This window comes from Thalassotalea sp. Sam97, from assembly GCF_041379765.1.
Classification (GTDB): Bacteria; Pseudomonadota; Gammaproteobacteria; order Enterobacterales; family Alteromonadaceae; genus Thalassotalea_A; species Thalassotalea_A maritima.
This window is the reverse complement of sequence record NZ_CP166919.1, coordinates 1268222-1282859: the sequence shown is the minus strand read 5'-3', so window position 1 is coordinate 1282859 and position 14638 is coordinate 1268222. Positions and strand designations below refer to the sequence as shown.

13 protein-coding genes and 4 tRNA genes are annotated in these 14638 nt (G+C 42.7%); 4 read left to right on the top strand and 13 right to left on the bottom strand.

Annotated elements, in window-relative coordinates; all coding sequences use genetic code 11:
- Nucleotides 1–161: 161 nt before the first annotated feature.
- The 4 genes from cmk to gyrA form a co-directional block, all read right to left on the bottom strand.
- Complete coding sequence (gene cmk, locus ACAX20_RS05650) at nucleotides 162–842, bottom strand: (d)CMP kinase (protein ID WP_371189176.1); 681 nt, start codon at nucleotides 840–842, stop codon at nucleotides 162–164.
- An 18-nt stretch (nucleotides 843–860) separates the two neighbouring features.
- Nucleotides 861–2192, bottom strand: coding sequence for a 3-phosphoshikimate 1-carboxyvinyltransferase (gene aroA / locus ACAX20_RS05645; RefSeq protein ID WP_371189175.1), 1332 nt, complete (start codon nucleotides 2190–2192; stop codon nucleotides 861–863).
- 38 nt (nucleotides 2193–2230) lie between these two features.
- Entirely contained in the window at nucleotides 2231–3319 is a 1089-nt protein-coding gene (serC, locus tag ACAX20_RS05640) for a 3-phosphoserine/phosphohydroxythreonine transaminase (RefSeq protein ID WP_371189174.1), read from the bottom strand.
- Between the two features lie 160 nt (nucleotides 3320–3479).
- Nucleotides 3480–6179: a DNA topoisomerase (ATP-hydrolyzing) subunit A gene (gyrA, locus tag ACAX20_RS05635; RefSeq protein ID WP_371189173.1), complete on the bottom strand. Its 2700-nt coding sequence runs from the start codon at nucleotides 6177–6179 to the stop codon at nucleotides 3480–3482.
- A 462-nt stretch (nucleotides 6180–6641) separates the two neighbouring features.
- Here gyrA and ACAX20_RS05630 point away from each other — a divergent pair, with 462 nt between their 5' ends.
- Both ACAX20_RS05630 and ACAX20_RS05625 read left to right on the top strand, forming a co-directional pair.
- On the top strand, nucleotides 6642–6851 hold the full coding sequence (locus ACAX20_RS05630; protein WP_371189172.1) for a TIGR02922 family protein: 210 nt from the start codon (nucleotides 6642–6644) through the stop codon (nucleotides 6849–6851).
- A 327-nt stretch (nucleotides 6852–7178) separates the two neighbouring features.
- The gene (locus ACAX20_RS05625; protein ID WP_371189170.1) at nucleotides 7179–7814 is read left to right on the top strand and encodes an SPOR domain-containing protein; all 636 of its coding nucleotides are present in this window, start codon (nucleotides 7179–7181) and stop codon (nucleotides 7812–7814) included.
- 165 nt (nucleotides 7815–7979) lie between these two features.
- On the opposite strand, the gene ACAX20_RS05620 is transcribed toward ACAX20_RS05625, so the two are convergent.
- The 8 genes from ACAX20_RS05620 to ACAX20_RS05585 form a co-directional block, all read right to left on the bottom strand.
- Nucleotides 7980–10115, bottom strand: a complete 2136-nt coding sequence (locus tag ACAX20_RS05620) for a S9 family peptidase (protein ID WP_371189169.1) — start codon at nucleotides 10113–10115, stop codon at nucleotides 7980–7982.
- Nucleotides 10116–10508: 393 nt separating this feature from the next.
- Nucleotides 10509–10584 (bottom strand) — tRNA-Thr (locus ACAX20_RS05615).
- A gap of 71 nt (nucleotides 10585–10655) precedes the next feature.
- Nucleotides 10656–10731 (bottom strand) — tRNA-Phe (locus ACAX20_RS05610).
- A 20-nt stretch (nucleotides 10732–10751) separates the two neighbouring features.
- Nucleotides 10752–10827 (bottom strand) — tRNA-Thr (locus ACAX20_RS05605).
- A 70-nt stretch (nucleotides 10828–10897) separates the two neighbouring features.
- Nucleotides 10898–10973, bottom strand: a tRNA-Phe gene (locus ACAX20_RS05600).
- A 260-nt stretch (nucleotides 10974–11233) separates the two neighbouring features.
- Nucleotides 11234–11641, bottom strand: a complete 408-nt coding sequence (locus tag ACAX20_RS05595) for a DUF1294 domain-containing protein (RefSeq protein WP_371189167.1) — start codon at nucleotides 11639–11641, stop codon at nucleotides 11234–11236.
- A 389-nt stretch (nucleotides 11642–12030) separates the two neighbouring features.
- Entirely contained in the window at nucleotides 12031–12339 is a 309-nt protein-coding gene (locus ACAX20_RS05590; protein ID WP_371189166.1) for an Mpo1-like protein, read from the bottom strand.
- Nucleotides 12336–12980, bottom strand: coding sequence for a GNAT family N-acetyltransferase (locus ACAX20_RS05585; RefSeq protein ID WP_371189588.1), 645 nt, complete (start codon nucleotides 12978–12980; stop codon nucleotides 12336–12338). Before ACAX20_RS05585 ends, ACAX20_RS05590 begins: the two co-directional genes overlap by 4 nt.
- A gap of 192 nt (nucleotides 12981–13172) precedes the next feature.
- On the opposite strand from ACAX20_RS05585, the gene ACAX20_RS05580 reads away from it, so the two are divergent.
- A complete protein-coding gene (locus ACAX20_RS05580; RefSeq protein ID WP_371189165.1) occupies nucleotides 13173–13409 on the top strand; it encodes a DUF2789 domain-containing protein in 237 nt (78 codons plus the stop codon).
- 291 nt (nucleotides 13410–13700) lie between these two features.
- On the opposite strand, the gene ACAX20_RS05575 is transcribed toward ACAX20_RS05580, so the two are convergent.
- Nucleotides 13701–14075, bottom strand: coding sequence for a DUF3192 domain-containing protein (locus ACAX20_RS05575; protein WP_371189163.1), 375 nt, complete (start codon nucleotides 14073–14075; stop codon nucleotides 13701–13703).
- A gap of 189 nt (nucleotides 14076–14264) precedes the next feature.
- On the opposite strand from ACAX20_RS05575, the gene ACAX20_RS05570 reads away from it, so the two are divergent.
- Nucleotides 14265–14600, top strand: a complete 336-nt coding sequence (locus tag ACAX20_RS05570; protein WP_371189162.1) for a DNA-binding protein — start codon at nucleotides 14265–14267, stop codon at nucleotides 14598–14600.
- The last annotated feature ends 38 nt before the right edge of the window (nucleotides 14601–14638 follow it).

Genomic DNA, 14638 nt, shown 5'->3' with positions numbered 1-14638 from the left:
AGTTATTAATCCAATCAACGTCATTGTTTCATGGGGTTGTTAAATTGACTTCGTGCTTCCTTGCAGTAAGCCATAAACAAAGATATCAACCGGGATTGGTTGATATCATAAAATCTTTCGGCGCTAATTTTGGTTTATTTCTTACTCAGAAATGTGCTGATTTAGCTCAATTTTTCATTGGCAAATGCAAGGATTTTCTCAACCACCTGCGTTGCTGATAATTGCGTAGAATCAATAATTAACGCACCTTCGGCCGGGACTAATGGCGCTACTGCGCGATTGCGATCTCGCTCATCCCGTTGACGGATATCTTCCAAAAGGCGCTCGATACTAACATCTTCACCCTTTTCTTGCAACTGTAAAAATCGTCTTTTTGCACGCTCTTCGGCACTAGCATCTAGGAATACTTTGACTTTGGCGTCAGGGAAAACAACCGTGCCCATATCTCGACCATCGGCAATTAGCCCAGGTGCTTCGCGAAATGCACGCTGGCGACGCAATAACGCTTCACGTACACGCGGATATGCCGCCACTTTTGAGGCAATAGCACCAACCACTTCAGTACGAATATTGTCAGTGACGTCTTCACCTTCAAGTAAGATACGCGACTCACCATTGTCACCGATAGTGAATTCAACATCCAAATGTGATGCTAACGGAATAACCGCTTCTTCGTTATCGACGTCAATACCATGATGCTCTGTGGCAACCGCTAACACACGATAAATGGCACCGCTATCTAAGAAATTCCAACCAAGCTGATCAGCAACCATCCTTGCTGCTGTCCCCTTACCTGCACCGCTTGGACCATCAATTGTAATTAAAGGGATTGAATCTGGCATAACTATCCTAATTTTGTTTTATTGTTGCTTTTCTACGTTCTGTTCAATGTGCAAACCAACACGGTTGGCTATGTCGACAAAGGTTGGGAATGATGTTGCAACGTTTTCACATTCAAGTATGGTTATTGTATCACTTGCACGTAACGATGCGATAGCGAAAGACATAGCAATACGGTGATCATGGTGTGAATTTATCTTTCCACCGGTCATTTTTCCACCAATAATATCGATACCATCATCCACCACAGTGCAGTCAATACCAAGCTCGACTAAGCCGTCCGCCATGGCTTGAATGCGGTCACTTTCTTTCACACGCAACTCTTGTGCATTACGCAAACGCGTGGTGCCTTGTGCGCATGCTGCGGCAATAAAGATAGCAGGGAATTCGTCAATCGCCAACGGTACATCGGCTTCTTCAATATCGATACCATGTAAAGCGGATGCATGTACCACTAAATCGGCAACAGGTTCTGCACCGGCAAAACGCTGGTTTGTGATCTCTATGTTGCCACCCATTTGTTTAACAATGTTTAGCACACCAATACGCGTCGGGTTCATACCAACATTACGCAATGTTAAACTGCCCTGTTTGGCAATCAAAGCGGCAATAATAAAAAAAGTCGCTGATGATATATCACCAGGTACGGTAATATCACACGCCGTTAAGCGTCCACCACCTTGCACAGATACCTTATTACCATCAACATCTACTTGGTAACCAAACGCTTTGAGCATACGTTCGGTATGATCGCGAGTGATACCAGGTTCGGTTACCGTCGTTGTGCCGTTAGCATATAATCCTGCCAACAACACACATGACTTAACTTGGGCGCTGGCCATTGGTAATACATAGTCAATACCCGTTAAAATACTACCACCTTTTACTACGACCGGCGGGGTACCATCGTCACTGGCGTGAATATCGGCTCCCATTTGCTGCAGAGGTGTTACTACTCGCATCATAGGTCGCTTATTCAATGACACATCTCCTGCCATTGATGTAGCAAAATTTTGACCTGCTAAAATGCCTGACATTAAGCGAATGGAGGTACCTGAGTTGCCAATATCTATTTGTTGTTTGGGCTGTTGCAAACCATGAATACCAACACCATGAATGGTGACATTGTTATCGGCATCAGGTCCTTCTATTTGCACGCCCATAGCTTTAAATGCGTTCATCGTCGCGAGACAGTCGTCACCGGGCAAAAAGTTTTTAACGTGCGATACACCATCAGCTAGAGAGCCAAACATAATAGAGCGATGTGATACAGATTTATCGCCCGGTACCAAAACATCACCAGCAACATTACCCGCGACAGGCTTGGCCACAAAAGTTAAAGATCCCGACATAGTACTTCCTTTACACAATAATGATGATTAGTTGATTATTACGATGAATGTTTTATGGCAAACGCTTGCATAAAGGCGACTAATGCTTGCACACCTGCAATAGGCATCGCATTGTAAATGCTCGCGCGCATGCCTCCAACCGAACGATGGCCTTTAAGCGCTAATAAACCAGCTTGCTTTGCTTCGTCTAAAAATAGGCTATTCAAAGATTCATCTGCTAAGTAGAATGGCACGTTCATTTTTGAACGATTACCATTATCGACTTTCGACAAATAAAATTCTGATTGATCAATATAGTCATACAGAACAGCGGCTTTTTCAGCGTTAAGTTTTTCAATCTTTGCCACACCGCCAAGGTCTTTTAGCCACTCGAAGACAAGCGATGCCAAATACCAAGCATAAGTTGGTGGCGTATTAAACATAGAATCTGACTTAGCGGTTTGCTGATAGTCCATAATTACCGGGGTGCCTTGCTGCTGACGACCAAGCAGATCATCGCGAACGATGACTAAGGTCAAACCCGATGGACCGATATTTTTTTGCGCGCCAGCGTAGATTAACGCAAACTTGGATACATCGATGTTTCGTGACAAGATATTTGACGACATATCAGCAACCAAAGGGATATCGCCAGTGTCGGGCACCTCAAAAATTTCAATCCCGTCAACGGTTTCGTTTGGACAATAGTGCACATACGCGGCATTCGGATTAATACCCCATTCACTTGCCGGCTTCACCGCATGCTTTCCATCCACTTGAGTCAACACGTCGATTTGACGAATATCACCAAATTTTTCAGCCTCGGCTACCGCTGCTTTAGACCAAGAGCCACTGACAATATAATCAGCTGTTTGTTCGCGACCGAGTAAATTTAACGGTACCGCGGCAAACTGACCTCGACCGCCGCCATGGCAAAACAATACTTTGTAGTTATCTGGAATATTCATCAGTTGGCGTAAGTCGTCTTCGGCTTGGGCCGCTAACGCCATAAATTCACTGCCACGGTGAGATAATTCCATCACCGAACAGCCCGTGTTGTTCCAGTTTAAAAACTCCTGCTGCGCACGTTGCATGACAGGTTTCGGTAACATTGCCGGACCGGCGCAAAAATTAAATACGTCTTTCATTATGCTACTTATATTTAGAGTATTACCTAACATTGAGGTTTAACGTTACCGCATCGAAGAATGACAGGTAACCATCTTTGCCAAGGATCTGATATTCACAGGGCGTTAAAAACAAAATGAGCGGAATTAACCGCTCATTTTACTATGTCATTATGACAACTTACTCGTTGTTTGCGTCATCTTCTATCGCTTGCTGATTATCAGCTTCGTTAGATGTCGCTTCTGATGTAGATTCAGTAACTTCACCATCAATTAGCTCATCATCATCTGCATCGATTTCTTCAATTCGCTGCAAGCCAACAACATGCTCATCTTCAGCGGTTCTTATCAGTCGTACCCCTTGGGTATTTCGACCAATAACACTCACTTCATTAACGCGAGTACGAACCAAGGTACCGTTATCAGTGATCAACATAATCTCATCGTTATCGTCTACCTGAACAGCACCAACAACAGGTCCGTTACGTTCACTGACTTTGATCGAGACAACACCTTTGGTTGCACGAGATTTAGCTGGGTATTCCTCAAGCTCGGTACGCTTACCATAGCCATTTTCCGTTACGGTTAAAATCGCCCCTTCAGAACGTGGAACAATAAGTGATACCACTTTTTGATCGCCTTCAAGCTTAATACCACGAACACCGGTAGCCGTACGGCCCATCGCACGCAATGCATGAACTTGTTCACCTGTTTCAGGGTCGATTTTAATCTCACCCGTTTCGGCATCACGCGCCATTTCATTAAAACGAACCACTTTACCTTCATCACTAAACAACATGATGTCATTGGTGCCATCGGTAATATCAACACCAATTAAGGTATCATCATCACGTAAGTTCAAGGCAATAATACCGTTAGCACGAGGACGTGAATACGCAGTAAGTGGCGTCTTCTTAATGGTGCCCGATGCCGTTGCCATAACGATAAACTTATCAGCTTCGTATTCACGAACTGGCAAAATAGCCGTGATACGTTCGTCATTTTCTAATGGCAGAATATTAACAATCGGACGACCGCGTGCGGTACGCGTCGCTAATGGCAACTGGTAAACCTTCAACCAATACAGCTTACCACGGTTACTGAAACACAAAATGGTGTCGTGGGTGTTGGCAACCAGCAAGCGCTCGATGAAATCTTCATCTTTCATCTTGGTCGCTGCTTTACCTTTACCACCACGGCGCTGCGCTTCGTACTCACTTAGCGGTTGGTACTTACAGTAGCCTTCATGAGAAAGGGTAACAACGACATCTTCTTCTGTGATCAAATCTTCAAGTGATAAATCGTGCGATACCAATGAAATTTCACTGCGACGTTCATCACCAAACTCTTCACGAATTTGCTCTAGCTCTTCACGAATCACTTCCATCAAACGCTCTGGGCTAGCTAAAATATGTAGCAACTCTGCGATGAAGTCTAATAACTCTTTGTATTCATTTAGAATCTTTTCATGTTCTAAACCAGTAAGCTTTTGCAGACGAAGATCAAGAATAGCTTGCGCTTGCTGTACCGTTAAGAAGTACTTACCATCGCGAATACCAAATTCTGGCTCTAACCATTCTGGACGCGCGGCATCAACACCTGCACGCTCAAGCATGTTAGCGACATTACCAAGTGCCCAACCTTGCGAAGTCAGCTTTTCTTTCGCTTCTGCAGCCGTTGGTGAGCTCTTAATGCATTCAATAATCGGATCGATATTTGATAATGCAACCGCTAAGCCTTCAAGGATGTGAGCACGCTCACGAGCTTTACGCAATTCAAAGATAGTACGGCGCGTGACCACTTCACGACGATGTAGAATGAATTCGTCGATCATATCACGAAGGTTAAACAATTTTGGCTGACCGTTGCTCAAAGCAACCATATTCATACCAAAACTTACTTGCATTTGCGTCAGTTTAAATAGGTTGTTAAGAACCACTTCACCGACTTCGCCACGTTTAACTTCAATGACCATGCGCATGCCGTCTTTATCCGACTCATCGCGCAGCGCAGAAATACCTTCAAGACGCTTGTCTTTAACCAGCTCAGCCATTTTCTCGATTAGACGAGCTTTGTTCACTTGATATGGTAATTCGTGAACAACAATGGTTTCTTTACCGGTTTTTTCGTCAACTTCGATTTCGGTACGGGCACGAATATTTAATTTACCACGGCCTGTACGGTAAGCTTCATGAATACCTGAAACGCCAGAAATAATACCCGCTGTTGGAAAATCTGGGCCAGGGATATACTCGATAAGCTCGTCAACGGTAATGTCTGGGTTATCGATCATCGCTACACAAGCGTTAACGACTTCGGTTAGGTTGTGCGGTGGAATATTGGTTGCCATACCAACAGCAATACCTGATGAACCATTAATAAGCAGGTTAGGTACGCGAGTCGGCAGTACGGCTGGCATTTGTTCCTGACCATCATAGTTAGGAACAAAATCAACCGTTTCTTTTTCAAGATCGGCAAGTAATGCATGCGAGATTTTTTGCATGCGAATTTCGGTATAACGCATTGCCGCGGCTGAGTCGCCGTCGACAGAACCGAAGTTACCCTGGCCATCTACCAGCATGTAACGTAATGAGAATGGTTGCGCCATACGCACGATAGTGTCATAAACCGCAGTATCACCATGAGGGTGATATTTACCGATTACGTCACCTACAACACGGGCGGATTTTTTGTAACCCTTGTTCCAATCATTACCTAAATCGTGCATTGCATATAGCACACGACGATGTACCGGTTTTAAACCATCTCGTACATCAGGTAAAGCACGCCCTACGATAACACTCATCGCATAATCGAGGTAAGACGTTTTTAATTCGTCTTCAATGTTAACAGGAACGATTTCTTTAGCCAGATCGGTCATAAAACGATGCTTTCCCTAAACTTGAGACACACCCCTAGCGGATGGACTCTCAATTATTATTATCACGCAAGAATCATAGCATAAATGGCTATGTTTCTGCACTGCATTCTTTCGCTCGACGCCGGAATTATTGATTTTATTTTTAACCGTAGTGGCGTATTGATTTGCACCTTACTTGGCACGAAAAGCGATTAAGATTATCGTGTGATATATCACGACAATCGGCATTTTCACGGACTATTGATTAAACCCTAAACCGAACAGGTTGTCACCCTTTTTCCATAATAAAAGTACTGTTTTCGTTTATTAGTTTACTTATCGTGCTGAGTTCGATATAAATAGCCCTATTAACATGAATTTAACGGCCATGGACTGGACACAAAGGAAGGCTGAAAACCGCATACCAAGGTCGGTGTAATGCGATTTCAACCCTATATTTATTGGAGTTAGTAAACACATCTCATGGCTGATGAAATTATCCAACGTCAAGTAACCATTCTCTACTACGACATCGACTCACTGCAGTTAAATCACGAAGTTGCCACATTCCCGCAAAAAAACGGTGGTCGTGTCATTATTTCTGACGAATTTAAAAAAGGTAAATCGATCATCGCGGTATGCGATGGTGCGGTTGACGTTCTCAATAAAATCGGTGATCGGGTAGACGAATAAACCGATAATGTCCTTAGTAAACGCCAACAACCTGTTGGCGTTTTTTATTACCAACTGCAACCGCTCTAGCGTTTAACAATATAGTTTCCTGCAATACCATTATGATGAGCTATCACATCGAATGTTCACCATGTCGTGTTAACAACAACATAGACCATAAAATTTTTCCTTTAAATGCACGGAACCCTTTGAATTTGGCTGACCACAGTGGTTAAATAGCCAATCAAGCAATCGTCTAAAAATAAACGGGTACTGGGATTATGCTAATCGTCACGCTCTCCTTTGCCTATGCATTCAAATTAAAAGATAAGCGCTAATAACACTGGTATGGATTACATTAATAAAACGTCAGGGAAACGCCCGAGACGCTACGATCAACCCGACAACAGCAAACAACAATCATCACTGTATAAAAAATACGGTATTATTGCTGGTGGTTGTCTGTGTTTGATCATAAGCATTATCGCTATATCGTCACAATCAGATTCGACGGTGACCGATGAAGTCGTCGTTGATGACATAGCCACAGAGCAAGTTGCCACAAGACAACAAGAAATTGATGGCCAAGCTCAAACTAAGGTAGCCCAAGAGACTACCAGCAACACGGTTAAAGTCAGTAAGCAACAGCAAGCTGAGTTACCAGCGTTACCCGAGCCTGACTTTGTCTACCCAGATTTACTAACAAAAAATAAAGACATCGATATTGACGCCTATGATGTACCGGACCCGACACCTTATCGACTGCGGTGTGGGGCGTTTCGCCAATACAGTGATGCATTACGCCTTGCCAACAAAGTTAGCCCTGTGTTTAACATGAGTGTTGTCCAAAGCGGTAATTGGTATATTGTTCGTAGTGGCTATTTAGGCAGTAAACGCGATGCCCAAAACATGAACAATAAAATAAAACGTAACGTGCGCGTATTTGATTGTTTGTTACAAAAACAACCTAAGTCGGCAAACTAATCCTTTGTTGCATACTTAATAAACAACGACAGCAACCTGAGTAGCGCAACTTTCCATGTTGGTACGCAACATTGTCGCAATGTAACGCCCCAAAATATCATCATCGATAGTTAAAAGCCTGTATAACAACAGGCTTTTTTAGCTTAACGTCACTGTAGCGATATGCTATTTAAGTAAATCGAGCATAAAGGCATAAACCATGGCGCGTTCTTTATAACGCTGATAACGTCCCGATGCGCCGCCATGACCGGCTTCCATATTGACGTGAAATAGCAGCGCGTTATTGTCGGTTTTGTAATCACGCAATTTTGCAACCCACTTCGCAGGTTCAAAGTATTGCACCTGTGAGTCATGTAACCCTGTCGTGACCAAAACATTAGGATAATCTTGAGCTTTAATATTGTCATATGGTGAATACGACAGCATATAGTCGTAATAGGTTTTATCTTCAGGATTACCCCACTCGTCGTATTCATTCGTCGTCAATGGGATAGACGGATCTAACATCGTAGTCACCACGTCAACAAACGGCACTGCGGCTACGACCCCCTTATACAACTGAGGTGCTTGATTGATGACCGCGCCCATTAACAAACCTCCAGCGCTACCACCATAAGCAAATATTTTATCCTTCGCCCCATATTTCTGTTCAACCAATTGGCGGGTTACATCAACAAAATCGTTAAAGGTATTTTTCTTATTCAACAGTTTACCGTCTTCATACCACGCTCGGCCAAGCATTGAGCTACCGCGAATATGAGCAATAACATAGACAAAGCCACGATCTACTAAGCTCAGTACTGAACTATTAAACCTAGGATCATTGGTCGAACCATACGAGCCATAGGCGTACTGAAGTAGTGGGTTAGTACCATCGGCTTTGAATAAGTCTTTTTTATACAGAATACTCACTGGAATTTTCACACCGTCACGAGCCGTCAAATTGATCCTTTGCGAGTCATAGTGCTGTGGATCGTAGCCTCCGAGCACTTCATCTTGCTTTAACAAGTTGCGCGCAGATAAATCCAAGTTAATATCATAAACCGATGCCGGTGTGATCATACTTTGATAATTAATCCGTACCTTATCGGCATTAAAGTCGACATTAGTACCTAACGCGACCGAGTACAACGATTCACTAAATGGCACTTCAGCTACCTTTTGCGTGGCCAAATCCATAATTTTAAGGCTCATCAAACCGTTTTGTCGCTGCGTATAAACCAACGCATCATTAAGAACTAGCAAGTTGCTAATTAAAGTATCCTGTTGATGGCTAACCACATCTTGCCATTTCGTTTTATCAGCAATATCTGTTTTGGATACTTTGGCTATTTTAAAGTTTTTCGCATTATGATTGGTAAGGATGTAAAACTCATTACCATGCGGTTGAATACTATATTCAAGATCACGCTCAATGGGATGGGCTAAAGCAAACGTTCCTTCTGGTTTGTTTGCATCTAGCAACGATACACCAAGACTGACCGTACTATTATGAAAAATTTCAATATATTGATCATCGAGTGATTTCCCTAGCCAAGTGTAAAAAGATTTGTCGCTCTCTTCATACACCAACTGATCATCCGCTTGTGGGGTTCCTAAGACATGACGATAAACTTTATCACCAAGCAATGTTTGTGGGTCTTTAGCAATATAAAACACTGTTTTTGAATCGTTTGCCCAAACCACTTGCCCTGTGGTGCCAACTAACTCATCCGTTAACAACTTGCCAGTCGTTAAGTCCTTAAACTTGACGGCATATACCCGCCTGCTTAATACGTCTTCTGAATACGCGAGGAGCTTGTTGTCAGGGCTTACTTGTAAATCGGCATTGGCATAATATTCTTGCCCCTCAGCTTGTTTGTTGGCATCAAGCAACACTTCGCGAGTCGTGCTACCGAGTTTACTGCGAGTGTAAATGCGGTATTCTTTACCTGGCTGATAAGCGCTTTGGTAGGTATAGCCATTTTTCGTGTACGGTACCGAGCTGTCATCCTTTTTTAAGCGTCCGATCATTTCTTCATACAAGGCCGCTTGTAACTTTTCGGTATGTGCTAAGCTGGCCTCTGCGTAATCAGTTTCAGCCTGTAGATGTGCCAATATTTTTGCATCGCTGCGACTGTCGTCACGAAGCCAATAATAGTAGTCAGTGCGTTCATCACCATGGATTCGCAACGTCTTAGGGATTTTTTCCGCAATAGGCGGACTCAACTTGGTGTGTTTCGACATATCACCTTCCTCATCAGCGTGCGTGGCAAACCCAATTACCAACAAAGGAAATAACGCAAAAATACCTTTTTTCATTTTGACCGTAGACCTTAAGTTATTGACATAGCAGAACTTAGTAAAACGAAAATCTGGCTACAAATCAACCAGTTTTGGTGTGGGACGGTGATAAAGTGGCGTAAATAACAAACGAAAATTATCGTTATCGGACTACATATATAGAGAAGCAGTCACACCGTAGAACAGCTGAACGCTCGCTTATAGCAATCCCATTAGATTAAAAGTTGTCAGAGAAAGTATCGAGCGCTTGTATTTAACTGTGAGGTAAAAACATAATAAATGAGTGTCAGATAGTCGAGAGTTATACACAAGCGAAAGGATATACAAGCAAATTAGGCGGCAACGTGCTACATCGCTACTTAATTTTTCTCATAAAAAAAGCCCCAACCGAAGTTGGGGCTTTCTTATAAATGGTGCCGACTGCCGGAGTCGAACTGGCGACCTACTGATTACAAGTCAGTTGCTCTACCAACTGAGCTAAGTCGGCACACTAAACTGTGTGCAGCATCAATGATGCTTTGGCACCGTTAACTGTATAAAATACCGTTAACTAAATAGTGGTGCCCAGAGGCGGAATCGAACCACCGACACGGGGATTTTCAATCCCCTGCTCTACCGACTGAGCTATCTGGGCGTGTCTTTATGACAAATAAATGGTGCCGACTGCCGGAGTCGAACTGGCGACCTACTGATTACAAGTCAGTTGCTCTACCAACTGAGCTAAGTCGGCACACTAAACTGTGTGCAGCATCATTGATGCTTTGGCACCGTTAACCGTGATATCACCGTTAACTAAAATATGGTGCCCAGAGGCGGAATCGAACCACCGACACGGGGATTTTCAATCCCCTGCTCTACCGACTGAGCTATCTGGGCGTGTCCTGAAGACGGGCGCTATTAAACTGTTTTTCGGATTCAAGGTCAACACTTTTTTTGAAAAAATTCGCTGTATGCGCAAAATTAAAACGAAAGTGACATTTAATAACCAAATACAGCACTTTTCACTAACAATACGAATATCGTATGCCTATCTCCACCTTCCTTACGGTAGAAAGCGAGTCACCATTTGCTACTTACTTAGCGACAGCTGGTCGCTATGGCAACATTGTATTGATGTTAGGCACCTATATTTTTCGTTAAAAGGCGATACCGTGCTGACTTGCGTAATAAACAGCATAAATAAGCAAACCCAGATTCGCAAAAACTGTCACTATAAAGATCAAGCGAAAAGGTTGTTTTCGCGATTTATGGCGAAATAGCTGTTGCGCCCACGCAGCGCCAGGCCAACCGCCAATCAACGATAAAATATGTAGGCTACTTTCAGGTACACGCCTCGATCCTCGCTTAGCAGACCACTTGTCGATACCGTAAACAAAAAAGGTGAAAATACTCGTCACGGCATATATTAACAGCCATGGCAAAGAAACTATCCCCAAAAAATAGCCAAGACCAATCACTATAAGAAATGCCGTCGCGAGTATTATTGACCAATGTGATAGGCGTCTTCGTGAGCGCGTAGGTGTTACCGGTGGTGGCTTAGCCATGTTACTTTTCTCAAAAATGGTTATTTAAATTACCCAAAGGTACTCTATTACATCACCAGCGAGCGTGTAGGTAATTATGTCATCAATTTACTGACAATGCTGGTATCGTACAAACGCAGATTTGTGTATGCAAACTTGCTTATTGGTGTCATAGTCATGTTTGTTATGCGAAGCAAAAACGCCAGAGCATTTAGTTTCATGGTTGGTTATTAGCTTATTTGGGGTTTGATTGAAATTAGGGGAATACATCCAAAGGTTTCAGTCATTGTTTTCACTATGGCAATAAACTAAAAACAAAAGCAGTATTATAGGTAACGCTCAGCGTAAAGCGAACACTCACCTATGTTTACGAGGCCTTATCTAATTGATTCAATGCCAACTTATACACATTATGGCGTTAAACGACGGCGAATTTCTTGATAAAACATCACCCAATCCCCCATAAAGCTATACAAAGGGTAGGTAAACGTCGCAGGCTTGTTTTTTTCAAATACTGCATGACCGAGCCAAGCGAATCCATAGCCAACAATAGGTAATAGCCACAGTAAACGATATTGACCGGTTAGTACTGCATAGAGAAAAAGGACGATAACTAAAGCACTGCCAATAAGGTGTAGTGCTCGACAGCGGGGATGTTGGTGTTGCGACAAATAAAACGGATAAAACTCTTTGAAACTGGTGTAGCGCTTTTGTGTCATGACATCTGCTCACGATAATGTACCATTAATGGTCCTGTCACCTTACCAACGCTAATGTCGGTTAACGTCGTATAAAGGCACTCATTAAAAAACGCCTTATATTTATCTGACGTCACATAGACAACAACGCCTTCACTTTCAGGATCTTCTTCTAGCACGGTATTAATTGCGGCCATCAAATAGTGACCAAAGCCGTGATGTTGATGCAAGGGGTGAATGGCGACAAATGACAAAATATGATAACGCGTCATGGTAACCGCTTCGATGATTTGCTGCTCTTTTTGCATCATTTGCTTAGTCGAGACATAGCCTGCCGATAACATCATTTTCAAACGCCAATGCCAAAATCGCTGGGCACCAAATTCATCAGTCGGGCTATGTAAGCAGGCGACGCCAACTAATGCTTCACCACTGTATATTCCCAGTATGAGTTGCTTGGCCTGCCAAAATGCAGCGAGCTCTTCTCGGATGGCCGCGCGTAATTTTTTTTCATAGTCGCCACTATCGTTGCCAAACAGCTCCATGAAAACAGGGTCATCATGATACGCCTGATACAGCAATGATGCCGCAAGTTTTAGCTCCGGAGCCGTTAAGTAGGCGACTCTCACCTCGTTATCCGTCTTTAACTTCACATCGTTCATCATTGCCCTCACAGATATGAATCGATGTCTTTTTTACACCAATTACATACATAAAACCAAATTAAAAACAAACTGTTACCAATGAACCATAGCAAGGCAAGGGAAAATAAGTCAACGAATTTTTGGATGCATTTGATACAACACCTATACTGCAATAACTAAGGTCGAATAATGCTAGCCAGTGAGGTTTCTATGGATTTATCACAACACAATCTTAGCAATTTATTTGCGCAACTTGGTTTGGACAACAACCAACAGTCGATGAAGATATTTATAGAGCGGCATAAAGGCATACCTGAGCATATGCGTTTATCTGAAGCACCATTTTGGAACTCATCACAATCACGCTTTATCGAACAAGCGCTAGAACAAGACTCAGACTGGAGCGAAGTGGTTGATACATTTGACTGCATGTTACGTAGCAAATAACATTAAAATACATCGCCCTCCAACAATTATGCTTTGATACAGTAACTCGTTCGGTGCGCCTGTGATGATGTTGGTATAAGGTTGCAGAAACAAAATAGGCCAAGCTATCGCATTGGCCTATTGGTTAGTCGTGAATAGTGGGTCTGCTCGTTAGCAACGTTCGCGACATTTAACTGCTCAGATGACAATGAACAGCCGGCGCTGTAAAACGCCTTACGCTACGTAAAATACCTGTCGTAAAGTACATATTGTAAGCACATGGCGTTAGCGAGCTAACACACTCAAATCCGTTTAGATTTGCTGGTAAGCACTATCGCCCCAACTGCTCAGCTTGCCGTTTTTGAAAACCAGTGGCGTGCACTCATCTTTGGTCGTTTGACTATCAGCGTGAACTCGGTTAGTGCGGTAATATAACACTTGAATAGATTCACCATTTTTATCATAAACTTCTGAAAAATCTGGTACACCAAGATAATCTTGTGCAGCTAAGTATTCCATACCAACTGTTAAGCGAGCAATTTTCTTGCGATTTTGATATTCACGCTCTTCATGATCAGCCGTAAAATGTGAGTAATCACCATCTGAGCCAGGTGCAACGACAATACAACCAGACAACGCTAAGGTCATTGGGGCGGCAAGTAATAAAGCGGCTAATGATTTTTTCATATTATTCTCTCTTAATATCCATTACTGAGTATTTTCTTAAATTTGTCATGACTAATAAAGCAAATAGGTTGCCAACTATTTTAAGTTATTGTTTTAAAAGGGATTTAACAAATCACCTCAACAATAACCAGTGACAAGCTTAGTTATTTTCGCTATTATTTTGTCAATTTAACAAAATTTGTTTTTATTATGAGCAATTTACAAAATATCTATCAAACAGCTTATCAACTAGCTCAGCAAGGCAAAACACCTTCGGTTGCGTTAATCAAAGGAAAATTGGGTCCAGGCACGCCGTTAACTCAAATCATAAAAGGTTTACAAACATGGCAAAGCAACCCTGAGCTTGGTAAACCCGAGCAAACTGTAGCTAAAGACAACACAGCACACTCATCTGTAGGCGCAGAGGCTTCTGACAAACAACTAGAGCAGCTATTAGCACCGTTAATCGCACAAATCAGCGAATTAAATCAGCAAGTAGCAAAGCTCAGCAAACAAATAAACCAGTTAGAAAAACGCCTGCCATAACAGAATCACAGAAAGCAACGCTTATCCGTATCTTGGTA